Origin of the sequence: Variovorax sp. MHTC-1, assembly GCF_003984645.1 — a bacterium.
Lineage (GTDB): Bacteria > Pseudomonadota > Gammaproteobacteria > Burkholderiales > Burkholderiaceae_C > Variovorax.
On record NZ_RWKI01000003.1, the window covers coordinates 83,929 to 104,175 of the forward strand.

Below are 20,247 nucleotides of genomic sequence, written 5' to 3' on the forward strand. Positions count from 1 at the left end.
CACGGCAATTCCGCGAATCGCGATGCTTTTCTACAGTGCAGCCTTCGAACAGCACATTGAGACAAGCAAGCCATGCAAGCACTCGAAGGCCTCAAGGTCCTGGAGCTCGGCCAGCTCATCGCCGGCCCCTTCGCCGGCAAGACCCTGGCCGAGTTCGGCGCCGACGTGATCAAGGTCGAGCCGGCCGATGTCGGCGATCCGCTGCGCAAATGGCGCATGCTGCGCGACGGCAGCTCGGTGTGGTGGGAGGTGCAGTCGCGCAACAAGCGATCGGTGTGCCTGGACCTGCGGAGCGTTGAAGGGCAGGAAGCGGCCCGCGCGCTCGCGCTCGAAGCCGACGTGCTGATCGAGAACTTCAAGCCCGGCACGCTGGAAGCCTGGGGCCTCGGCTGGGAGCAGCTGCATGCGCTCAACCCCCGCCTCATCATGCTGCGCATCTCTGGCTACGGCCAGACCGGCCCCTACCGCGACAAGCCCGGCTTCGGCGTACTCGGCGAATCGATGGGCGGGCTGCGCTACCTGAGCGGAGAGCCGGGGCGCGTGCCGGTGCGAGTGGGCATCTCGCTCGGCGACACGCTCGCGGCGCTGCACGGCGTGATCGGCGTGCTGACCGCGCTGCACCACCGCACGGCGCACGGCGGCGAAGGCCAGTTCATCGACGTGGCGCTCTACGAGTCGGTGTTCAACGTGATGGAAAGCCTGCTGCCCGAGTACGACGCCTTCGGTGCCGTGCGCGAACGCGCCGGCAGCGCGCTGCCCGGCATCGCGCCGACCAACGCCTACCGCTGCAACGACGGCCACTACGTGCTGGTAGCCGGCAACGGCGACAGCATCTTCCGCCGCCTGATGCGCGCCATCGGCCGCCCGGACCTCGAGGAAGACCCGGCGCTGCGCCACAACGACGGCCGCGTGCAGCACGCCGAGTCGCTCGATGCCGCGATCGAGGCCTGGACCCTCCAGCGCAGCCGCGACGAGGCGCTGGCTGCGCTCGATGCGGCCGGCGTGCCGGTCGGGCGCATCTACTCGGTGGCCGACATCGCGACCGATCCGCAGTACCTGGCGCGCGAGATGATCGTCGAGGCCCCCACCTCCGACGGCCGCACGCTCAAGGTGCCGGGCGTGGTGCCCAAGCTCAGCGCCACGCCGGGCCGCATCGCGCACCCTGCGCCGCGGCTCGGCGAACACGACGACGACCTGCGCTCGGGCGGCTGGCCAGCGCGTTCACGCTGAAGGAGCGGAGACAACATGAACACCGGCAACGGCACGCGCATCCTCGTCAACGAGGTCGCCACGCGCGACGGCTTCCAGATGGAGGGCCGCTTCATTCCCACCGAAGAGAAGATCGCGCTGGTCGATCGGCTCAGCGGCCTCGGCTACGCGAAGATCGAGGTCACTTCCTTCACTTCGCCCAAGGCCATTCCCGCACTGCGCGACGGCGAGGAAGTGATGATGCGCATCGCGCGCCGGCCCGGCGTGGTCTACACCGCGCTGGTGCCCAACCTGCGCGGCGCAGAGCGTGCGCTCGACAGCCGCGTCGATGAATTCAACGTCGTCATGTCGGCCGGCGAAAGCCACAACCTCGCCAACCTGCGCATGACGTGCGAGCAGTCCTTCTCGCAGTTGTCCGAAGTGATTGCGCTGGCGCGGCAGGCCGCGGTGCCGGTCAATGTGTCGCTGTCCTGCGTGTTCGGCTGCCCGATGGAAGGCGAGGTGCCGCCGGCCGCCGTGCTGGCCTGGATCGAACGCTTCGCGGCCCTCGATGTGCGCGGCATCACCTTGTGCGACACCACCGGCATGGCCTATCCCACCCAGGTGCAGGCGGTCTGCGCGGCGGCGCTCGAGCGCCATCCGGCGCTGGACTTCACCGCCCACTTCCACAACACGCGCGGCATGGGCCTCGTCAACACCGTCGCCGCGGTCGAGGCCGGCATCCGCCGCCTCGACATGTCGCTCGGCGGCATCGGCGGCTGCCCCTATGCGCCGGGCGCGACCGGCAATGTCGCGACCGAAGACGTGGTCCACATGCTGCAGTGCATGGGCTACGACGCCGGCATCGATCTCGAAGGCCTGATCGGCGCCGCCGCGCAGCTCGAAGCGCTGGTGCAGCACGAGCTCCCGAGCCAGGTATCGCGCGCCGGCCATCGCTTGACGCGGCACGCACCGCCGGCGGACTTCGACGACATCGTCGCCCGCGCGAAGGCGCGCAAAGAAAAGGAGCAAGCATGATCGACCATCTCGACCACCTGGTGCTCACCACCGCAGACGAGGAAGCCTGCGTGCGCTTCTATGTCGAGGTGCTGGGCATGTCGCTCGAGACCTTCGGCGACGGCCGCAAGGCCTTTCGCTTCGGCAACCAGAAGATCAACCTGCACCGGAAGGGCCATGAGTTCGAGCCCAAGGCGCAGATGCCGATGCCGGGCGCGCTGGACCTGTGCTTCATCGCCGCCGTGCCGCTCGACGAGGTCATCGCGCGCCTGAAGCAGAAGCAGGTGCCGATCATCGAAGGGCCGGTCATGCGCACCGGCGCCACCTCGCGCATCCGCTCGGTCTACATGCGCGACCCCGACCTGAATCTCATCGAGATCTCGGAGCTCGCGCCCTGAAGGGCCGAGCGCCACGACAGCTTTTCACACACGACAGGAGACACACATGAAACCCGTTCGCTGCCTTCTCGCAGCCTGCCTTGCGCTGGCCGCCGCCGCGTCGCACGCCGACACCTTTCCCTCGAAGCCGATCACCTTCATCGTGCCCACTGCGCCGGCCGGCTCCACCGACATCATGGCGCGCATGGTCGCGGACCCGCTGCAGCGCGCGCTCGGCCAGCCGGTGGTCGTCGACAACAAGCCGGGCGCCAGCGGCAACATCGGCACCGAGGCCGTGGCCCGCGCCGCGCCCGACGGCTACACGCTCCTGATGCAGTATTCCGGCTACCACGTCGGCAATCCGGCGCTGTTCCAGCAGATCAAGTGGAGCCCGACCAAGGACTTCGTGCCGGTCGCGCTGGTGATGCGCGCCCCGCACGTGGTGGCCGTCAGCGGCAAGCTGCCGGTGAACTCGATGAAGGAACTGGTCGAGTACGGAAAGAAGAAGGGCGACGGCGGGCTCAACTACGCGTCGTCCGGCAACGGCTCGATCCAGCACATCGCGGGCGAACTGCTGTCGCGCCAGGCCAGGCAGCCGATGACCCACGTGCCCTACAAGGGCTCGGGCCCGGCGATCAACGACCTGATCGCGGGCAACGTCGACATGTTCATCACCACGCCGCCTTCGGTCATCGGCCACATCGCGAGCGGCAAGCTCAAGGCGCTGGCCTATACCGGCAGCAAGCGGCACGCGTCGATGCCCAACGTGCCGACCTCGGCCGAGGCGGGCTTCCCCGGCTACGAAGTGGAGTCGTGGTTCGCGGTCTTCGCGCCGGCGAAGACGCCACCGGAGATCGTCGCCAAGCTCAGCGCCGAGATCCGCAAGATCGTGGAGAGCGAGGGCTTCCGCAAGAAGGTCGACGACCAGGGCGCCTTCGCGGTCTACATGGACCCGCCGGCGCTCGGCAAGTTCGTCGACCAGGAACTGGTCCTGTGGTCGAAGGTGATCAAGGCGGCGGACATCAAGGCGGACTGAACTGTAGGAGTGAGCCCATGCCGATCCGCGTGCATTCCTGATCGTGCCCAGCGAGCATTGCGCTAGCTTGCACGCGTGTGCAGCAGCAGGAGTTGCCATGAGCGACAAGGAAGAGCGGATCCGGTCTTTCTTCAAGGCCTACGAACAGCGTTTCAACGACACGCTGAAGGACCCTCCGGTGGTCGACATCCAGGGGCTGGTCGACTGCTTTGCCCGCTTCTTCGTCGCCGCCGGCCCCGATGGCGTGCGCGGCGGCAAGAACGGCCTGGCCTTCCGATGGGCGATCCCGCACGGCTTCGAGTTCTACCGGAAGATCGGCACGCGATCGATGACGGTGACCGGGGTCGAGATCATTCCGCTGGGCGACGATCTCCATTTCATCGCCAAGGTCGGCTGGGATTCGCGCTACACGAAGAAGGACGGCGAGGAGGTGCGCATCGATTTCGCCAACAGCTACTTCGTGCGCGTCGAAGACAAGGAGCCGAAGATCTTCGGCTACGTGACCGGCGACGAGAAGAAGGTGCTCCAGGAGCACGGCCTGATCTCCTGACGCCGGCGCAGTGCCGCGCCGGATCAGATCAGATTAGCTCGGCATCGGCAGGGGGCGACTCGATCGGCGCCGTGTTCCATTGCAGGCGCAGGCTGTCGTCCAGGTGGCCGTCGCCGAGGATGGAGAGATCGCTGCTGAGCGCGATCTTTTTTGCCGGCAGGGGGATCGTCGCCGCCGCGCCCATGACCTCGAAATCCTGCGGGCCGTCCAGCAGGCCCAGCCCCGAGGCGAACGGCTCGGTGGACCTGCAGCCGTGCTCTACGAACGGGCCGGCATTCGCGCCCAGTGCCAGGCCCATGGCGCCGAGCTTCGTGTCGGTGTCGATCCGCAGGTACGTGAAGATCACGCGGTCGCCGGCGCCGGGCTCCTGCATCAGCTTCACCTGCGAGGCGAAGCTGGCCTGGCCGCTCCAGGTGATGGTGCAGTCCGGCGGCACGGGGAAGGAGCCGCCCGCCGCGAGCTCCATGAAGGATTCGTAGGTGCCGATGGCGTAGCGCACCGGCCGCTTCACTTCCTCGCCGCAGGTGTCGCGCACCGGTCCCACGTCGGCGCGCCATCGGGTGCGTATCGGCCCGTCGACCGCCAGGCCCGGGTAGTTCTGCCTGAACCAGTGCGTGTCGATGCGCATGTTCCATTGGCTGATGGTGCGCCGGTTGCTGTGGTCGGCGCCCAGCTCCACCCAGACCGGCCCGTGCGAGCCCGTGCCCACGCGCGGCAGGTCGCACACGATGAGCTCGTGTTCCCAGCGCGTCACCTGGCGCTCCGACCCGTTGACGAAGACCTTGCCCTGCGTGCGGCCGAAAGCGCCGATGAGGTTGATCTGGTCGTTCAGTTCGTCGACCTCGACATGGTGGATGGACGGCGAGAGGATGTGGCTGACCGCGCTGCGCGGATTGGGCCTGGCGATGAAGTACGCGCCGACCTTCGTGCCGGTGTCGTGGTTGAGGTTCTTGCTCTGCATATGGGCGATCACTTCTTCGCCCGTGAAGGCGCGCTGCTTCGGCGTCTGCGGCTTGAAGAGGTTAGCGCCCAGCATCCGGTCGACGCTGTACTTGGGTATGTCGAAGGCGGCCGGCGGCGAGCAGATCTCCGTCCAGCCCAGGTACAAGCCTGCGCCTTTGCGGTGGCAGGCGAGTAGGAAGTCGATCACCCACCTGTTGTCGGCGCTGTTGGCGCTGTTGCAGGCATTGATGATGACGACGCTGTCCTGCGCGAATTCCCAGTAGGTATCGACGAAGTTGGCGGTGATGCCGTAGCGCGTATCTTTCAAGGCGACTTCCTCGCCCTTGCTGTCCACCGTGGCGAGGCCGTTGTACGCCGTGAAGTAGGTCAGGCGGAAGGCGGCGAGGTCGGCCTTGAACTCGGGCTGGGCCTCCAGTGCCGTGTCGATCAGCGTGGACGACTGGATGGAGTACATCTGCGGTGTGCTGTCGTCCTGATAGCGGGTGCGCTTCACGCCGCCATGGGTGTTGATGTAGAAGAAGCCGTCCCCTTTGATCTGGCGCAGCGTGGTGATGTGCGCATCGCCTTCGACGCCCGGCTGCAGCGCGTAGTCGTGGGACCTGAGCCAGCCGGACATCTCCGCGATGGCAGGTTGGCCGTCGAAAGGCGTGAAGAAGGAGTGCATCAACCGCGCCTTGCGCGAGCTGGGCAGCTCCGGCGGCTTGGCGGCCAGCACTCCGGCCGTCTTCTGGTTCTGGCTCTCCTTGGTTTCGGCGGTCGGCGCCGAAGTGCCGGTGGGCTTGAAGTTGTGCGTGACCATGTGCACGCGGCCATCGACGAAGGTGCCCCAGGCCGTCAGCGAGCTTTCGTCGATGCCGGTCTCCGCGTAGTTTCGGTCCTTCGCCATGATCGCCGTCAGCTCGGTGAGGTAGGCGATCGGCTCGAGCTTGCGCGATTCGAGATCGGCGCACGCGGCCTCCACGGCGCGGATACTGGCAAAGCGGCTTGAGGACGCGAGTTCGCTGCCTGATCCAGTGTCTTGTCCATAGGCCGGTCCGTACGCGTCTCCGCCTCCACCGCCGCCACCGCAACCGACGAGAAGCGAGGGCGCGCCGAGCCATAGCGCGGCGGTGGATGCGCGGCCGAGGAAGCTGCGGCGACCGGGGGAAAGGGCCAGGGAAGGGGAGGAGGAAGGCGCGGGAAGACGGCGTTTCTTGGATGTCATCGTTGAGGTGCAAAGAGGCGGCCGGCTCGCATCTGCAGGCGGCCGGCGGGCGCAACGGCTTGTTGCGGCCGCGACTGTAGGGAGCGCTGGCCGGCATTGGAATTGCGTTTTTTGTGATACCTTTTTTGGATGACCAGACCCGTCACCGTCCGCCAGATCCGCTACTTCCTGGCCGTCGCCGAAGAGCGCAACTTCAGGCGCGCCGCCGAGCGCCTGGCCATCACGCAGCCGCCGCTGTCGCGGCAGGTCGCGGAGCTGGAGGCCGAGCTGGGCGTGCGGCTGCTCGAGCGCGACACGCACGGCGTGCGCCTGACCAGCGCCGGCGAACTGGCGATGCGCAGCTTCGCCGAACTGATGCACAGCTTCGACGCCGCGCTCGAGCACGTGGCCCAGGCCGCGAACAAGCTGCCGCGCCTTCGCCTGGGGGTGCTGAACTGGGTCCATTTGCGCCGGCTGTCTGCGATGGAGCGCAGCCTGGTGGAGGCGGGGCATGCGAGCGGGATCGACGTGCAGACGACGACCACGATCGCCGCGGCCTCGGCGCTACGGCGCAACGAGCTGGATGCCGCCATCGTGCTCTGGCCGGCTTCGATGTACCGCCTGCGCGGCGACCTGGTCGACCAGGTGCCGCTCGTGGCCTTCGTTCCGGCGACCTCGGCGCTCGCGCGCCAGCGGCGCATCGCGGTGCGTGACCTGCAGTCCCTGGCGCCGTTCTTCCGCTTCAGCCGCAGCGTCAACACGCGCATGTACGACGAATTCACGCGCCAGTACGCAGCGCATGGCTTTCGTCCCAAGGTGGAGGCGCCGGCACCCGATCCGCTGCACGTCTTCGCGCAGATCGGCACCGGCCGCGGCTGCACCTGCCTACCCGCGCCTTTTGCGCTGCATCGCTATGCGGGCGTGCAGCCCAGACCGCTGCGAGAACGGATCATGGTGCCGCTGGTGGTGCTGACTTCGTCACGCGTCACGCAGGAGTTGCACGACGCATTGGTCAAGGGCGCGACCCGAATGCTCAGCGAATGATCTTTCACTGCCGCGGGGAGCGTTTTTTCCATCGGCGCTAAGCTCGCCGCATGGCAAGAAACATCGAAATCAAGGCGCGCATCCCGAGCGTCGAGCGTCTTGTTCCGATGGCCGCGGCCATCGCCGACGAAGGGCCCGTCGCCATCCGGCAGGACGACACCTTCTTCCTCTGCAACACGGGCCGGCTCAAGCTGCGTACCTTTGCCGCGGGAAACGGCGAGCTGATCTACTACCGGCGCGCCGACCTCGCGGGCCCGAAGGAATCCTTCTACCTGCGCACGCCGATCGCGGCACCCGACATCCTGCGCGAGTCCCTGAGCCTGGCCTACGGCCAGGCTGGCAGGGTGGTCAAGCAGCGCACGCTCTTCCTCGCCGGGCAAACCCGCATCCATCTGGACCGCGTGCAAGGCCTCGGCGATTTTCTGGAGCTCGAGGTCGTGCTCGAAGACAGTCAAAGTGGAGAAGAGGGTGCGCAAGAGGCGCGGCGCATCATGGCGCTGCTCTCGGTCGACGCGTCGCAGCTGATCGAGGGCGCCTATGTCGATCTGTTGAATGGAAAGGACGTATCCCGATGACGGTGATCCAGCACAACCCGGAGGGCGTGTTCCCGCCCTATCGCTGCTACAGCCATGCCACGGAGAGCAGGGGCGACTCGCGCCTGCTGGTCATCAGCGGGCTCAACGGCTACCTCGCCGACGGCATCACCATGCCAGAGTCCTTCGAGCAGCAGGGCGATCTGATCTGGACCCACATGGGGACCATCCTGCGATCGGCCGGCATGGATTACCGCGACCTGGTCTCCGTGCGCACCTACCTGGCCGCGCCCGAATTCGACGAGGCGAACGTGCGCCTGCGCGTCAAATACCTGGGCGATCATCGGGTGTCTTTGACGGTGGTCTGCTCCCAACTGCTCGATCCCCGCTGGAAGCTCGAAATCGAGGCGATGGCTGCAAAATAGGCGCGGTATTGCACTCTTTCAGGAGACACCCGTGGCCGCTGTCCCCCGCGCCCAGCCGGAACCGGAGAAGGTCGCACTGAGCCGGGAGAAGGAAACCCTCCTCATCACCCTCTACGCCAAGGGCGAGGAGAGCCGCCTGCCCGATTCGCTGCTGCACGACCACTTCGCCGCCGAGGCGATGAGCCGCATCGACTACGACTTCTCGAAACTGCACGTCGGCCGCGACGACATGATCGGGCTCGCGATGCGCGCCTACATTCTGGACGGCTGGACCCGCGAATTCATCGCGAAGTATCCGAGAGCGACCGTGCTGCATCTGGGCTGCGGCCTGGACAGCCGCGTGTTCCGCGTCGATCCGCCACCCAGCGTACGGTGGATCGATGTCGACTATCCGGAGGTCATCGCGCTGCGCCGGCGCCTCTATCCGGAGCGCGAGGGCTACGCCATGATCGGTGCGTCGGTGACCGAGCCCGGCTGGCTCGCCTCGGTGCCCTCGTACCGTCCGGCGATGATCGTCGCCGAGGGGCTTTTCATGTACCTCGCCGAGGATGCGGTGCCGCAACTCCTCGCGCGGCTCACGCGGCATTTTCCGGGCGGCCATGTGGCCTTCGACAGCTTCAGCCGGCTCGGCCTGCAGCTCGTGCGGTACCACCGGTCGGTGCGAGCCACCGGCGCAATCCTGCGTTGGAGCATCGACGATCCGCACGAGCTCGAACGCCGCATCCCGAAGATGAAACTGCTGACCGAGCTGACGGCCTATGACCCGAACGGCTACGACCCGCGGCAGGTCGCCCGGATGTCGTGGCGGGCGCGGATGGCGGTGCGGGTATTCGCCTGGATTCCGCCGCTGGGCAGGCTCGGGCGGCTGCTGCGCTACAGCTTCTGAACTCCCTTACGCTGCCTTCGGCTCGGGGAGGACTGCTGTCAGCGCGAAGTCGATGAGATGGAGCCAGGTCGCTTCGAGGGCCATGATGCCGCGATGGTCTGAGCCGGCGATGGTTTGCACGCTGATCGGCGTCGGCCAGGCCGCGATGAGCTTCTCCGAGCGCGCCGGCAGCACGATGTCGTCGCGCTCGGCCAGCAGGACCTGGGTTTTCGCTGCGACCTCCTTGCAGTGCGCCAGCGAGTTGAACTGGTGCCGCAGCAACAGGGAAAGGGGAACGAGCGGGAAGCGCTTCTTCGCCACCTCCAGCATCGAGTCGTAGGGCGTGACCAGCTGCAGGCTTGCGAAATCCTGCCGCGCCACGAGTTGTATGGCCACGCCCGTCCCCAGGCTGCGACCGACGACGTGCAGACGCGCGCGCGGGAAGGCCCGGCGCAAGTGATTGGCGAACTCTCTCGCGTCCTCGACGGAGGCGATCTCGGAGGGATGCCCCTGCGAGTCGGCGACACCCCGATAGTTGACCGCGGCGAATCCGAAGCCTTCCGGAAGCCAGTGCAGCACCTTGGCAGTGGCGCGAACGTCCTCCCCTCGGCCCGCGAAATAGATGAACAGGTCGTGCAGCGCGTCCTCGCCCTGGGGGTGGTAGACATAGCCGCGGACCATCCCTCCCGGCACGGTGTGAGAGTAGGTGGAAAAGTCCTCGGACAGGTGAACGACGGGGTGCTTGCGAGCGTCGAACAGGATGTGCCCTTGGCGCGTCGCAAGAAGGGCCCAGTAGGCTGCGATGCCTCCGAGCGCAGCTGCGGAAGCCGATAGGGCAAAGCGAAAGACTTTAGATGGCAAGGTGGCTCCGGCGGAAAGGCTACGTGTCGCTTAGTTGCTTGCATTCTGCTGTAAATGCGCGATTGCTTCTGACCCGGGCGCCGTTGCGTACAGGCGCGTGTTGCGCCATCAGCTCGGCGACCCAATCGATGAACACGCGCAGCTTGGTGCTGACATGCCGGTTCGGCGGAAACGCCACGTACAACGGCATCGGATCGAAGCGCCAGCCCTCGAACAGGGGCACCAGCTCGCCGCGCACCAGGTGCGCCTTCGACATGTAGTCCGGCAGCCAAAGCACGCCCAGGCCGGCCAGGCCGGCCGCGAGATAGGCATTGCCGTCGTCGACGGCGAACACGTAGCGGCCTTGTACTTCGATGCTCTCGCGGTCGCGGTGCATGGCGTACGGAAAGGGCTTGCCGCTGCGTGACCACAGGAAGCCCACGATGCGGTGATGCGTGTCTTCCAGCTCCCGCGGGTGCGAGGGCGTGCCGGCGCGTTCCAGGTAGCTCGGCGCCGCGCAGACCCCGAGCTGCAGGTCGCCCACTCGGCGTGCCATCAGCGACTGGTCGGTGAGTTCGCCGCCGCGCACGACGCAGTCCACGTTCTCGCCGATCAGGTCGACCATGCGATCGCTCACGCCCATGTCGAGCTGGATGTCGGGATAGCGCGCGTGGAATGCGGGCAACGCCGGCACCAGAATCATGCGGGCCAGCGGGCTGGGCACATCCACTCGCAGGCGGCCCCTGGGCGACGCCGAGGCGCCGGACAGGCTGGTCTCGGCATCGTCCATATCGGCCAGCAGGCGCACCACGCGATCGTAGTAGGCCGCGCCGTCGGCCGTGACGTTGACCTTGCGCGTGGTGCGGTTCAGCAGCTTGACGCGCAGGCGCGCTTCCAGCTGCTGCACCAGTTGCGTCACGCTGGTCTTGTTCATATGAAGCGTCTCGGCCGCCTTGGTGAAGCTGCGTGCTTCCACTACGCGAGCAAAAGCCTGCATCGCATCGAAACGGTCCATCGCTGCTCCAGCTGGTTCGAAGATTGTTTGGAATCGGCAAATTGTGATTATTGGCCTTGCCTGTTTATCCGGAAGGCACGGATCCCTAGAGTCCCTTCATCGCTATCACGGGGTCGGCTTCGGCCCATTCAATAAGGCAATCCATGACTCAGCGTGACGTCGTTTTTCCGCCCGGGCGCCAGGCGCTCTACGAAAGGAATCGCTATTCGCCGGCGATCCGGTCGAATGGCTTCCTGTTCGTTTCAGGGCAGGTTGGCAGCCGCGAGGACGGCTCGCCCGAGCCCGACCTGGAGGCGCAGGTCCGGCTCGCTTTCGACAACCTCAAGGCGATCCTGTTGGCTGCGGGCTGCACGTTCGACGATGTGATCGACGTCACCGTCTTCATCGTTGACCCCGAATCGAGGTTCGAGACGATCTGGAAGGTGGTGCCGGAGTATTGGGGCAACGCGCCGCACCCGACGCTGACTGGCGTCGGCGTGACCTGGCTCTATGGCTTCCAGTTCGAGATCAAGGTGATCGCGAAGCTTCCCGAGACCAGTGATGGCTGATCTCACGCTGCCCGTGCCGCGCCCCTAGAATCGTTGCTGTCATCGACAGCAAAGGATTTTGGTGTGAGAAGGTGGTTCGTGCTGCTCGCCCTGGCTGCTGCCGCCGTGCAGGCCCAGGCTGCCACCGACTGGTTCACGGTGACCGGGAGTCCGGACGATGCTTCCGTCAACACGGTTCAGGTCGACCCGGTGGCGATCAAGGCCGCGGGCAACTTCAAGACCATGAACGTGCGCGTGAGCCGGTCGGAGCCGCGGATCAACTGGGACGGCGTGCCCTACCGCTCCTACGAGTCGCGGGTCATCTTCGATTGCCGTGCCGGCAAGGCCACCTACCTGTACGCGACCTACTACCTGCAGCCCCTGTGGCAGGGCGCGCCGCACAAGGCCGTGGACTATGCCGGCCAGCCGCGTCCCATGCTGTTTCGCGACGTCGAGCCCAATCCCACCGAGCGCATCGTGCGCGCAGCCTGCCGGCCCAGCGCCTAGGCCGACGCTAGTTGCGGTGAGGAAACGACTATGCGGTACGTTTTCAAGGTGTTCGGCCGAATCATGGCCATTGAAAGAGCCGGCGACCGATGGAATTGCTACCTGCTGGGGGCGGACGGGAAACGACGGAAGGCCGAGCTTGCGATTCCGTCCGACATCAGCCATGAAGAGCTCTCGCAGTATCTGTATGACATCTACCATGAGAGTGCGACCCCGACGAACGGAGACATCGTTGAAATCGTTTCCCAGCGCGTCTGACGTTGCCTACCCGAGGGTTGCATGCGCGTAGCGCCATGGCGTTGGGCGCTTGCCTCGTGCATGCTGGCGATCCTGGTGTTCTCTCTGATGCCGCCGTCGTCCAGCATGCCCACCACAGGCTGGGACAAGAGCAATCACGCGCTGGGCTTCATGGCGCTGGCGTTCCTCTCGCACTGGTCGTGGCCCGGGCGCACTGCCATAGCCCTCGCCGGGTTGCTTGCGTATGGGGGGCTGATCGAGGTGCTGCAGTCGTTTACGCCCAACCGCTATGCGGAGATCGGCGATCTCTTCGCAGATGGCGTCGGCTTGGCAATTGGTGCAGTCCTCGCCAGGTTCACGGCGCATTGGATGCCTCGTTGAGAACGGGCAGAAGGTCGTCTGCATCCCGGAATGGGCCCAAAATCGCACGTTTCCAGCGAGAGCTCGCCCCGGAGTACATACGCATCCAAGCACTCAACCGTACGATCACATCCAGTTCGCTCCAACTGGCACCCGGTGTCACCGCCCCTGTAAAGGAACGCCATGGATCCCATCGTCGGCCAACTGCTGTCTCCGCGCTACGACTCCGGAACCATCGCGCTCTCGTATGTGATCTCCTTCTTCGGCTCGCTGCTGGCCCTGCTGTGCGCCCACAAGATGGTGCGCAGGGACGGCACGCTCGACCTGTCCATGCTGGCCTGCGGCGCGGTGTCGATGGGTGGTATCGGCATCTGGTCGATGCACTTCATCGGTATGGCGGCCTACAGGCTGCCGGTATCGATCGCCTACGACGTGCCGCTGACTGCCTTGTCGCTCGTCGCCGCGATCGTCATGTCCGGCATCGCCCTGTACCTGGCCGGCGGCAAGCGCTTTACCCGCGGCGGCTGGCTGGCCGGCAGCCTGGTGGCAGGTGTCGGCGTGTGCGCGATGCACTACATCGGCATGTTCGCCATGAATATGCGCGCCAGCATGAATTTCGACCTGGTCATCGTGGCCGCCTCGGTAGCGATCGCCATCGGCGCGGCAGCGACGGCGCTATGGCTGGCCTTCAACCTCACGGAGCTGGCGCACCAGTTCATCGCGGCCGCGGTGATGGGCGTGGCCGTGTGCGCAATGCACTACACCGGCATGACGGCGGCCACCATGGTCTGCATCAGCGCCGCGCCGGCGGGCCTCCTACCTGATGGGCGACGGCAACATGGGACTGGCAGTTTCAACACGGCGTCCGTGGTGCTGATCTTCATTGTCAGCAGGATCGAGATCGACGACTGGCTCGACATCGTCAGGGCCAAGGGGCGCAGCGCCGCGCTGCTGTCAACGGCAGATCGTTCGGCTCCGCCGGTCCATCCGCCGTCGTGAACTGATCGCGCTTTTCCGTCATCTCGCCGCCCATGAGCAGCCTGAACAACGCCTGGCGCCGCGTGCGGCACGCCGCGATGACCGCGCCAGGCCTGCGCGTCGTCCTTCTGGCCATCCGCAACTACGTGCTGCACCAGAGCGCCAATCAAGCCGGCAGCATGGCGTTCTCGTCGGTGCTGGCAATGTTTCCGCTGTTGATCCTGCTGTCCGCCGCCGCCGGCTTCGTCGGGCAGCCCGGCGACGCTGCGGCGCTGGCCAGCCGCGTATTGGACTATGCGCCGCAGGTGGTGCGCGACGCGATGCAGCCGGTCATCGACCAAGTGCTGGCTCAGCGCAGCCAGGCGCTGCTGACCATCGGCGTGCTGACTACCCTGTGGACAGCCTCGTCCGGCATACAGGCGGTGCGCACGGCGCTCAACCGCTCGTACGGCATCGAGCGCGGCCTCCCGTTCTGGAAGGCGCGCATCAAGGTCACGCTGTTCACGGCGATCGTGGGCGCCGGTATCCTGGCTGCATTCAGCTCGGTGATCATCATGCCGTACCTGTGGCGGCTGCTGGAGACCAATGTAGGTGTGGGGCGAGAGGCGCTCTGGATGCGCAACAGCGTGCGCTACGGCTTGGCCTTTGTGACGCTGACGACCTTGTACGCGCTGCTGTACGGCTGGCTGCCCGATATTCGCCAGCGGCTGTACACCGTAGTGCCGGGCGCTTTGGTGGGGGCGGCGCTGTGGGTAGCGGCTGCTGCCAGTTTGTCGTATGCGCTTCGTACCGCCGGAAAACTGGCGTTGCTGTACGGCAGCTTCGCGGGCGTGGTCGCGACGCTGGTGTTCCTGTACATCAGCGCGACCACACTGATCTTCGGCGCCGAAATCAACGCGGTGCTGCGCGAGGAGGCGCCGCCGCCAGGGCCGCCGCCCCAGCCCTCGGAGCCACCAGCCCCGTTGGGCTGAGGCCCGTCCCTCGCGGAGAATGGCGGCAGACCTGCCTCGACGCTCAGCGGCCGTCGCGGTCCGAGTCGCCGGGAACGGCGCGTTCCACCGTGTCGCTGAGGCGTTGCCAGGCATCACGCGTCGCGTGCCTGGCGCGATCCCACTCCAGCGAAGAGCGTCCACGGGCCGTGCCCCAATCGCGGCTCAACTCCGGCTCGACGTCGTCGAACTTGCGATTCGGGTAGCGGGAATAGGCGTCGACCCCATAGCGGTAGGCCGGGGCATAGTCGTCGTAGCTCGACCCCGCCGCCACGTAGGAGCGCCCGGTGTAGTTGTCTCGCCAGTAGGCATCCTCGACGGCTGGATCGGCCTTGATGCTCCGGCCGGCCAGGGCTCCCGCCGCGGCGCCGACTGCGGCGCCTACGGCAGCGCCCACGGGACCGGTCATCCCTCCAACTGCCGCGCCTGCGGCCGCGCCGCCGGCCACACCACCGGCAGCGCCACCGACGACGGCGCCAACGCCGGTCGCTGAATCCGAATCTGCCTTGTCACCGGGCACACGGGTGTCCTTTCGAGCAGTCATGGCATGTCTCCTTCAGGTCTATGGGAAGGCTAAAGTTGTACCCGTCGCTCGAAGGCCTCCAGCGCCCATGCGCCTGTCGGAGTGAAGGCGGCGGGCTGCGGGGCATGACAGTGCGCACCTACAGCTGCTCAGAACAGCAATGCAAGCAGGATGATGATCGGAATGGGGACTCCAAGGAGCCAGAGCAGGATCGCGGGCATTGAATCCTCCGGAGAAGGTCGTTTCAGAGATCGCGCTGGCGCCCGCCATAGGTCGCCGAATAGCTGGCAACGAACGCGCCGATGAGTAGCGAGATGAAGAGCCACAGCGAGCCGTACGCAGATGCCTTGCGGGCTGCGTCTGCCGCGGCCCTGGCCTTCTCCTGAGCCTGGTCGAGCGTTGCCTTGGCACGTGCGTAGGTCTCGGTGACTCGCTTCTCGGCATCCTGCTGGCTCAAGCCGGTGCGCTGTGCGACAGCCTGGCCCAGGTATCGAACATCTTCGGGCGGAAGAGCGCCGGTGCGAATGCCATTCAGGAAGATGCGCGTCACTTCCGCCTGTGCCGGCGTGGACTGGGGAGCGGCAGCCGCAGGCGCCGTTGCGGGACTTGTCGCCGCGCCGGCGTCCCGGCGGAAAAGCGAATCGACGAAGTAGCTCATCGGGCCCGATGGAGAGGCGTCTTCCGCAACTGGCTCCGAGACTGTCGCGCCGGCCACGCCCGCCGCACCAGCGGCCGTCGTGGCGCTACCCACCATGGAGGCACCCGCCTGCGCGCCGACACCCAGGATGACGCCGAGCGTCGACGTCAGCGCCGCCGCGGTCACCAGCGTGGCCAGTGACCAAGCCAGGAAGCCGTGCGCCGTGTCTCTGAAGTACACCTCGTCCGTGTGCACGCCTGCCCATTTGGTCCGCAGGCGCCCAGCCAGGTAGCCGCCCACGCCGGAAGCCGCAACCTGCGTGAAGGTGATCCACAAGATGGTGGCAACTCCGATCCTTGTCGCAGAGGCACCGCGCTCCGTCCATGGCGAGATGGACGAGAGTCCGAGTCCTGTTCCGAGCAGCACGAGAATCAGCGACAGCGCCGCGGCTCCCAAGGCCCCGGCGAAGATGGCCGCCCAAGAGACGCCACTTCCCGCCCGGATGGCTGCGCCTTCCGCCTCGAGTGCTGGAGCGCCCGAAGCCCGCAGCTGGTCTTGATACTCTGCCATTGCATGTCCCTCGTTGTTCGAGTGGCAATGTGCGATGCAACAGAGGCAAGGATCGTCATCCGCGTCCGCCATAGAAAGTAGGCCGCGCGCACCAAACGGTGCCGGAGAAGTTGTAGTGGCGCGCCGGCGTTGGCTTGGAGCGCGAGAGTTCGGGAACTTGGGCTCGGTTGAAAAGCCTAAGCCGTATACCTTTCTCCAAGGTCGACCACCGACCTTTTCGCCCCGACTGGAAACGGCCGGGGCTTTTTCGTTCGGGTGCTTTCGTCGAGCCTGGCTGGTCAACAATACGGCGCGCCTGCAAAAGAGAGCCCGACCTATCCATGCCCGACGAAACCATCATCGAACACATACCCAAGCAGCACCGCGAGGAGTTCCTGGCGGCATTTCTCGATGCCTATGTCGACACGCGCGGATTGGGCGGCCTGTCCAAGACCGACCTCGATGCATTGATCGTCTATCTGTACGTCAAGCATGCGCTCGGCGGCGTCTTCGACGCATACAAGGTCGCCCAGGCGATGATGCTCAAGGAGTCCAGGGCCAAATCGCTCTACGAGACAGGGCTGATCAAGCACGGGAACCTCAGCGAGGGCGCAGCATGGAGCGACATACTCGTGCTTCTGGCCCGCACCAGCTACGAGCTCGAGAGCGTCGAACGAGGCCAGATCCGCTTTCATTTCGGCAACCCCGCGTTGTTCCGATACTTCCAGGTGCGCCTGCGCCAGGTGGAGCGCACGGCCACGTACTCGGCGGCCTACGAGACCGTCGTCATCGGCCTGGAGTCCTTTCTCCTGGTCCTCGACAACGTCTACGAACAGAGCCAGACCGATTTCAAGACGACCGAGATGGACAAGGTGCGTCCCTTGGTGAAGCCGGTGATCCAGAGGCTGGGCGATTCGCTCGGCAAGAAGCGCATCAAGGACCTGATGAGCGGCGACAAGTCGAAATCCGGCGCGGCGCAAGCGCTCGAGACCGGCGCCCGGCTGGCGAGCATCGGCACCTTCGTGAGGGCAGCGCTCGCGATCGGATCGACCCTCTAGGGCCTGTTAACGCTATTTGCGGGGATCGCGTTGCCCAGCCAAGGGGCTGGATGCAAGGCGCCCGTGCGCAGCAAGGCTTGCGCCTTGCAAGCGCGGGCAACGCCGCAGACGGCCCCTTGGCTGGGCAACCCGCAGGGAAGGCCTGCCAGGGCGCGCCACTCGGCGTTGCGCTCCTTGTGCGTGCCGACGCACGCACGGCGTCGCGCGCCTTGATTGGCCCGCCCTGGCAGGCCTTCGCGACCCCGCAAATAGCGTTAACAGGCCCTAGGTGTTCCGGCGCGTCATGTTCCTTACACGTTCATCTGTTGGAATCACGGCCAGATCCGCAACCCGGTGAGAACCCAACAATGGCAAGGGAGCCCGTCTTGAATCAATCTTCGGCCCGCATGGACGCGACCTTCGAACAGTGGACGCGCCTGACGGACGCCTATGCCAAGCAGTTCTTCCTGCTGCAGCGCGGCGTCCGCTCCGCGCGCGCGGAGGCCATGCGGCTCGCGCAGGAACTCCAGCGCGTCAATCAGGCGATGCAGAGCGGCGCCTAACGGGAATCCGGGCCCGCACAATGGGCCCATGAACTCCATCCGCCCTGCGACCATCGAGCCAGCTGCCCTGGCGCACTGCCGCGAGATCGCCGAGGTCCATGTTCTTTCCTGGCAGGCCTACGCCGGACTGCTTGCTGCCGAATACCTGTCGGCGCTCTCGATCGACGGGCGCGAGGCCGGGTGGCGCGAGGCCGTGGTCAAGGGCGTGCCGAAACTGCTCGTGGCCATGGCCGACGGCCGGGTGACGGGCTTCGTCGCCTTCGGTCCTTCGCGGGACAAGGACGCGGCGCCCGGCGCTGCCGAGATCTGGGCGCTCTACCTGGCGCCTTCCTCCTGGTCGCAGGGCATCGGCCGCACGCTGTGGCTCGCTGCGCTGGAGCACATTCGTACGCAGGCCTGCAACTCGGTCAGCCTGTGGGTGCTGGCCGGCAACGAGCGCGCCCGGCGCTTCTATGCCGCCGCGGGCTTCGCACCGGAGCCGGCATCGATGCGCGAATTCGCGATCGGCGGCGCGCGCGTGAGCGAGCTGCGCTATGTTCTTGGGCTGATGCCGGCGCCGCCGGGCGGGAACATGAAATGAGCAGCTCCGCGACGCCCGACGATTCTCGATCCTGCGCCACGCCGAGGTGCTCGTCACATGGACGCTGCGCGCCATCCGCATACCGCATAGCCAGGTGCCCGGTGCCGCTTCAGTTGCCTGATTGCACTCGCGACAGCCGCTGTAACGGCGCTGACACCGCGGCACTCTCCAATGCGGGAACCCCACACCCCCAGGAGTTCTCATGTCGCTAAATTCCCGCCGCGGCTTTCTGCGCGGCTCGACCTCGGTTGCCGCCCTCTCTTTCATCGGCACCATGCAGGCGCTGCAGGCTCGAAACGCCAACGCCGCCACTGGCAGTACCGGCCTCGTCGCGAGCCCGTACGGTCCAGTCGCGCCGGCGCTCGACGAGGCCACCGGCCTGCCGCTGCTGCAACTGCCTGAAGGCTTCGCCTACCGTTCCTACGGCTGGACCGGTGACCAGATGAACGACGGCCAGCCCTGCCCGAGCAACCACGACGGTATGGCGGTGATCGCCTCGTACGGCCGCGGCAGCAGCGTCGACGTGGTGCTGGTGCGCAACCACGAGCGCGGCCAGTCGACGAGCCTGATCCGGGCGCCGGCAATGTACGACACCGCCTCGAGCAGCGTGAACGGCCGCTTTGCCGGCGGCGGAACCACCAACCTGCGCTTCAAGGGCCGCCAGTGGCTCGGCATGGAGGCCAGCCTGGGCGGCACCCTCACCAACTGCGCCGGCGGCCCCACGCCCTGGGGCACCTGGCTCACCTGCGAAGAAACCGGCAGCAATCTCGAGTCGCAAGGCGGCAAGAAGCACGGCTACGTGTTCGAGGTGCGCGCCAACGCGGCCGAGACGACCGGCAAGCCGATTGTCGCGATGGGCCGGTTCAGCCACGAGGCCGTCGCCGTCGACCCGAAGACGCGCTTCGCCTACCTCACCGAGGACAGCCGCAACAAGTCGGGCTTCTATCGTTTCATGCCCAACGATGCGAGCGGCCGCCCGGGCAGCTACGAAGCGGGCGGCAAGCTGCAGATGGCCAAGGTGGCCGGCAAGGCCAACGCCGACCTCAATGTCGCCTCGGCCGGTGACACGCACAGCCTCGAATGGGTGGACATCGCCGATCCCGATGCGAACCCGGCCTCGATTGCGCTGCCCGGTTTTGTGGGCAGCACGTCGGTGGCCGGCCCGTTCGCGCAGGGCTGGGCGAAAGGCGGCTTGCGCATGGCGCGCGGCGAAGGCATCTGGCATCACGACGGCAAGCTGTTCATCGTCGACACCGCGACCGGCGTGAATGCCGCGGGCGCTGGCGGCAATGGCGAAGGCGCGGTGTGGGAGTACGACTTGGCCACCGGCATGCTCAAGGCAGTCTTCGTGTCGCTCGACGCGGTGGCTGCCAACAACCCCGACAACATCACGATCAGCCCGCGCGGCGGCGTGCTGCTTTGCGAGGACGGCGGCGGCGTCGACGACCAAGGCCAGGGACGCATCGAGCGCCTGGTAGGACTGACCTCCGACGGCGCCAGCTTCGTGTTCGCGCGCCACAACGTGAAGCTCGGTGCCGACCAGATCGCTTCGGCCGGCAAGACGGTCGCGCCCGGCGACTACCGCAGCAGCGAGTTCTGCGGGGCCTGCTTCGATCCGGCGGGCAAGGTGCTGTTCGTGAACGTGCAATCGCCCGGCATCACGTTCGCGATCTGGGGGCCTTGGGCACGCGGGCCGCTTTGATTCGCCAACCGGCTCGGTGCGG

At 66.4% G+C, this 20,247-nt stretch carries 24 protein-coding genes; 19 read left to right on the top strand and 5 right to left on the bottom strand.

Translation table 11 applies throughout. From position 1 onward, the window contains the following. Positions 1-72 precede the first annotated feature (72 nt). The 5 genes from EJI01_RS06080 (at position 73) to EJI01_RS06100 (ending at position 4,168) form a co-directional block, all read left to right on the top strand. Positions 73-1,230 (top strand): CaiB/BaiF CoA transferase family protein, encoded by a 1,158-nt coding sequence (locus tag EJI01_RS06080; RefSeq protein ID WP_126836232.1) that lies wholly within the window; start codon positions 73-75, stop codon positions 1,228-1,230. A 15-nt stretch (positions 1,231-1,245) separates the two neighbouring features. Then, positions 1,246-2,226, top strand: a complete 981-nt coding sequence (locus EJI01_RS06085) for a hydroxymethylglutaryl-CoA lyase (protein WP_126836233.1) — start codon at positions 1,246-1,248, stop codon at positions 2,224-2,226. Beyond that, entirely contained in the window at positions 2,223-2,603 is a 381-nt protein-coding gene (locus EJI01_RS06090; protein WP_126836234.1) for a VOC family protein, read from the top strand. The genes EJI01_RS06085 and EJI01_RS06090 overlap by 4 nt, the downstream gene beginning before the upstream one ends. 46 nt (positions 2,604-2,649) lie before the next feature. Further along, a complete protein-coding gene (locus EJI01_RS06095) occupies positions 2,650-3,618 on the top strand; it encodes a Bug family tripartite tricarboxylate transporter substrate binding protein (RefSeq protein WP_126836235.1) in 969 nt (322 codons plus the stop codon). A 97-nt stretch (positions 3,619-3,715) separates the two neighbouring features. Continuing rightward, complete coding sequence (locus EJI01_RS06100; protein WP_126836236.1) at positions 3,716-4,168, top strand: hypothetical protein; 453 nt, start codon at positions 3,716-3,718, stop codon at positions 4,166-4,168. A 28-nt stretch (positions 4,169-4,196) separates the two neighbouring features. On the opposite strand, the gene EJI01_RS06105 is transcribed toward EJI01_RS06100, so the two are convergent. Continuing rightward, positions 4,197-6,092: a hypothetical protein gene (locus tag EJI01_RS06105; RefSeq protein ID WP_126836237.1), complete on the bottom strand. Its 1,896-nt coding sequence runs from the start codon at positions 6,090-6,092 to the stop codon at positions 4,197-4,199. Between the two features lie 372 nt (positions 6,093-6,464). Between EJI01_RS06105 and EJI01_RS06110 the strand changes: the two genes are divergently transcribed. The 4 genes from EJI01_RS06110 to EJI01_RS06125 are packed head-to-tail and all read left to right on the top strand — an operon-like array spanning position 6,465 to position 9,202. After that, the gene (locus tag EJI01_RS06110) at positions 6,465-7,358 is read left to right on the top strand and encodes a LysR family transcriptional regulator (RefSeq protein WP_126836238.1); all 894 of its coding nucleotides are present in this window, start codon (positions 6,465-6,467) and stop codon (positions 7,356-7,358) included. A 50-nt stretch (positions 7,359-7,408) separates the two neighbouring features. Further along, positions 7,409-7,933, top strand: a complete 525-nt coding sequence (locus EJI01_RS06115) for a class IV adenylate cyclase (protein ID WP_126836239.1) — start codon at positions 7,409-7,411, stop codon at positions 7,931-7,933. Next, entirely contained in the window at positions 7,930-8,316 is a 387-nt protein-coding gene (locus EJI01_RS06120) for a RidA family protein (RefSeq protein WP_126836240.1), read from the top strand. The genes EJI01_RS06115 and EJI01_RS06120 overlap by 4 nt, the downstream gene beginning before the upstream one ends. 31 nt (positions 8,317-8,347) lie before the next feature. Further along, positions 8,348-9,202: a class I SAM-dependent methyltransferase gene (locus EJI01_RS06125; RefSeq protein WP_126836241.1), complete on the top strand. Its 855-nt coding sequence runs from the start codon at positions 8,348-8,350 to the stop codon at positions 9,200-9,202. A gap of 6 nt (positions 9,203-9,208) precedes the next feature. On the opposite strand, the gene EJI01_RS06130 is transcribed toward EJI01_RS06125, so the two are convergent. Both EJI01_RS06130 and EJI01_RS06135 read right to left on the bottom strand, forming a co-directional pair. Beyond that, the gene (locus EJI01_RS06130) at positions 9,209-10,042 is read right to left on the bottom strand and encodes an alpha/beta hydrolase (RefSeq protein ID WP_126836242.1); all 834 of its coding nucleotides are present in this window, start codon (positions 10,040-10,042) and stop codon (positions 9,209-9,211) included. Positions 10,043-10,061: 19 nt separating this feature from the next. Then, positions 10,062-11,036 (bottom strand): LysR family transcriptional regulator, encoded by a 975-nt coding sequence (locus tag EJI01_RS06135; protein ID WP_126836243.1) that lies wholly within the window; start codon positions 11,034-11,036, stop codon positions 10,062-10,064. A 143-nt stretch (positions 11,037-11,179) separates the two neighbouring features. Here EJI01_RS06135 and EJI01_RS06140 point away from each other — a divergent pair, with 143 nt between their 5' ends. The 6 genes from EJI01_RS06140 (at position 11,180) to EJI01_RS06165 (ending at position 14,616) form a co-directional block, all read left to right on the top strand. Then, positions 11,180-11,584 (top strand): RidA family protein, encoded by a 405-nt coding sequence (locus tag EJI01_RS06140; protein WP_126836244.1) that lies wholly within the window; start codon positions 11,180-11,182, stop codon positions 11,582-11,584. Positions 11,585-11,647: 63 nt separating this feature from the next. After that, positions 11,648-12,070 (top strand): surface-adhesin E family protein, encoded by a 423-nt coding sequence (locus EJI01_RS06145; RefSeq protein ID WP_126836245.1) that lies wholly within the window; start codon positions 11,648-11,650, stop codon positions 12,068-12,070. 30 nt (positions 12,071-12,100) lie between these two features. Next, positions 12,101-12,328 (top strand): hypothetical protein, encoded by a 228-nt coding sequence (locus EJI01_RS06150; protein WP_126836246.1) that lies wholly within the window; start codon positions 12,101-12,103, stop codon positions 12,326-12,328. A 60-nt stretch (positions 12,329-12,388) separates the two neighbouring features. Next, entirely contained in the window at positions 12,389-12,688 is a 300-nt protein-coding gene (locus EJI01_RS06155; protein WP_126836247.1) for a VanZ family protein, read from the top strand. 162 nt (positions 12,689-12,850) lie between these two features. Then, positions 12,851-13,666, top strand: a complete 816-nt coding sequence (locus EJI01_RS06160) for an MHYT domain-containing protein (RefSeq protein ID WP_126836248.1) — start codon at positions 12,851-12,853, stop codon at positions 13,664-13,666. Between the two features lie 32 nt (positions 13,667-13,698). Continuing rightward, positions 13,699-14,616: a YihY/virulence factor BrkB family protein gene (locus EJI01_RS06165; RefSeq protein ID WP_126836249.1), complete on the top strand. Its 918-nt coding sequence runs from the start codon at positions 13,699-13,701 to the stop codon at positions 14,614-14,616. Between the two features lie 43 nt (positions 14,617-14,659). Here EJI01_RS06165 and EJI01_RS06170 read toward each other — a convergent pair whose 3' ends face one another. Both EJI01_RS06170 and EJI01_RS06175 read right to left on the bottom strand, forming a co-directional pair. Continuing rightward, positions 14,660-15,178 carry a glycine zipper domain-containing protein gene (locus EJI01_RS06170; RefSeq protein WP_126836250.1) on the bottom strand — a complete coding sequence of 173 codons (519 nt, stop codon included), beginning with the start codon at positions 15,176-15,178 and terminating at the stop codon, positions 14,660-14,662. Positions 15,179-15,401: 223 nt separating this feature from the next. Continuing rightward, positions 15,402-16,364, bottom strand: coding sequence for a hypothetical protein (locus EJI01_RS06175; RefSeq protein ID WP_126836251.1), 963 nt, complete (start codon positions 16,362-16,364; stop codon positions 15,402-15,404). A gap of 320 nt (positions 16,365-16,684) precedes the next feature. Here EJI01_RS06175 and EJI01_RS06180 point away from each other — a divergent pair, with 320 nt between their 5' ends. From EJI01_RS06180 to EJI01_RS06190, 4 genes are all read left to right on the top strand, one after another. Beyond that, the gene (locus EJI01_RS06180) at positions 16,685-17,401 is read left to right on the top strand and encodes a hypothetical protein (RefSeq protein WP_126836252.1); all 717 of its coding nucleotides are present in this window, start codon (positions 16,685-16,687) and stop codon (positions 17,399-17,401) included. Positions 17,402-17,766: 365 nt separating this feature from the next. Then, positions 17,767-17,943, top strand: coding sequence for a hypothetical protein (locus EJI01_RS28690; RefSeq protein ID WP_185878840.1), 177 nt, complete (start codon positions 17,767-17,769; stop codon positions 17,941-17,943). 28 nt (positions 17,944-17,971) lie between these two features. Then, a complete protein-coding gene (locus EJI01_RS06185) occupies positions 17,972-18,523 on the top strand; it encodes a GNAT family N-acetyltransferase (protein WP_126836253.1) in 552 nt (183 codons plus the stop codon). A 202-nt stretch (positions 18,524-18,725) separates the two neighbouring features. Next, the gene (locus EJI01_RS06190) at positions 18,726-20,225 is read left to right on the top strand and encodes a PhoX family protein (RefSeq protein WP_126836254.1); all 1,500 of its coding nucleotides are present in this window, start codon (positions 18,726-18,728) and stop codon (positions 20,223-20,225) included. Positions 20,226-20,247 lie beyond the last annotated feature (22 nt).

Bases quoted from the DNA above. Each gene is read 5' to 3' on its own strand.
- EJI01_RS06080 (WP_126836232.1), top strand. From the start codon at position 73: ATGCAAGCACTCGAAGGCCTCAAGGTCCTGGAGCTCGGCCAGCTCATC.
- EJI01_RS06085 (WP_126836233.1), top strand. From the start codon at position 1,246: ATGAACACCGGCAACGGCACGCGCATCCTCGTCAACGAGGTCGCCACG.
- EJI01_RS06090 (WP_126836234.1), top strand. From the start codon at position 2,223: ATGATCGACCATCTCGACCACCTGGTGCTCACCACCGCAGACGAGGAA.
- EJI01_RS06095 (WP_126836235.1), top strand. From the start codon at position 2,650: ATGAAACCCGTTCGCTGCCTTCTCGCAGCCTGCCTTGCGCTGGCCGCC.
- EJI01_RS06100 (WP_126836236.1), top strand. From the start codon at position 3,716: ATGAGCGACAAGGAAGAGCGGATCCGGTCTTTCTTCAAGGCCTACGAA.
- EJI01_RS06110 (WP_126836238.1), top strand. From the start codon at position 6,465: ATGACCAGACCCGTCACCGTCCGCCAGATCCGCTACTTCCTGGCCGTC.
- EJI01_RS06115 (WP_126836239.1), top strand. From the start codon at position 7,409: ATGGCAAGAAACATCGAAATCAAGGCGCGCATCCCGAGCGTCGAGCGT.
- EJI01_RS06120 (WP_126836240.1), top strand. From the start codon at position 7,930: ATGACGGTGATCCAGCACAACCCGGAGGGCGTGTTCCCGCCCTATCGC.
- EJI01_RS06135 (WP_126836243.1), bottom strand. From the start codon at position 11,036: ATGGACCGTTTCGATGCGATGCAGGCTTTTGCTCGCGTAGTGGAAGCA.
- EJI01_RS06140 (WP_126836244.1), top strand. From the start codon at position 11,180: ATGACTCAGCGTGACGTCGTTTTTCCGCCCGGGCGCCAGGCGCTCTAC.
- EJI01_RS06150 (WP_126836246.1), top strand. From the start codon at position 12,101: ATGCGGTACGTTTTCAAGGTGTTCGGCCGAATCATGGCCATTGAAAGA.
- EJI01_RS06155 (WP_126836247.1), top strand. From the start codon at position 12,389: ATGCTGGCGATCCTGGTGTTCTCTCTGATGCCGCCGTCGTCCAGCATG.
- EJI01_RS06160 (WP_126836248.1), top strand. From the start codon at position 12,851: ATGGATCCCATCGTCGGCCAACTGCTGTCTCCGCGCTACGACTCCGGA.
- EJI01_RS06165 (WP_126836249.1), top strand. From the start codon at position 13,699: ATGAGCAGCCTGAACAACGCCTGGCGCCGCGTGCGGCACGCCGCGATG.
- EJI01_RS06170 (WP_126836250.1), bottom strand. From the start codon at position 15,178: ATGACTGCTCGAAAGGACACCCGTGTGCCCGGTGACAAGGCAGATTCG.
- EJI01_RS06175 (WP_126836251.1), bottom strand. From the start codon at position 16,364: ATGGCAGAGTATCAAGACCAGCTGCGGGCTTCGGGCGCTCCAGCACTC.
- EJI01_RS06180 (WP_126836252.1), top strand. From the start codon at position 16,685: ATGCCCGACGAAACCATCATCGAACACATACCCAAGCAGCACCGCGAG.
- EJI01_RS06185 (WP_126836253.1), top strand. From the start codon at position 17,972: ATGAACTCCATCCGCCCTGCGACCATCGAGCCAGCTGCCCTGGCGCAC.
- EJI01_RS06190 (WP_126836254.1), top strand. From the start codon at position 18,726: ATGTCGCTAAATTCCCGCCGCGGCTTTCTGCGCGGCTCGACCTCGGTT.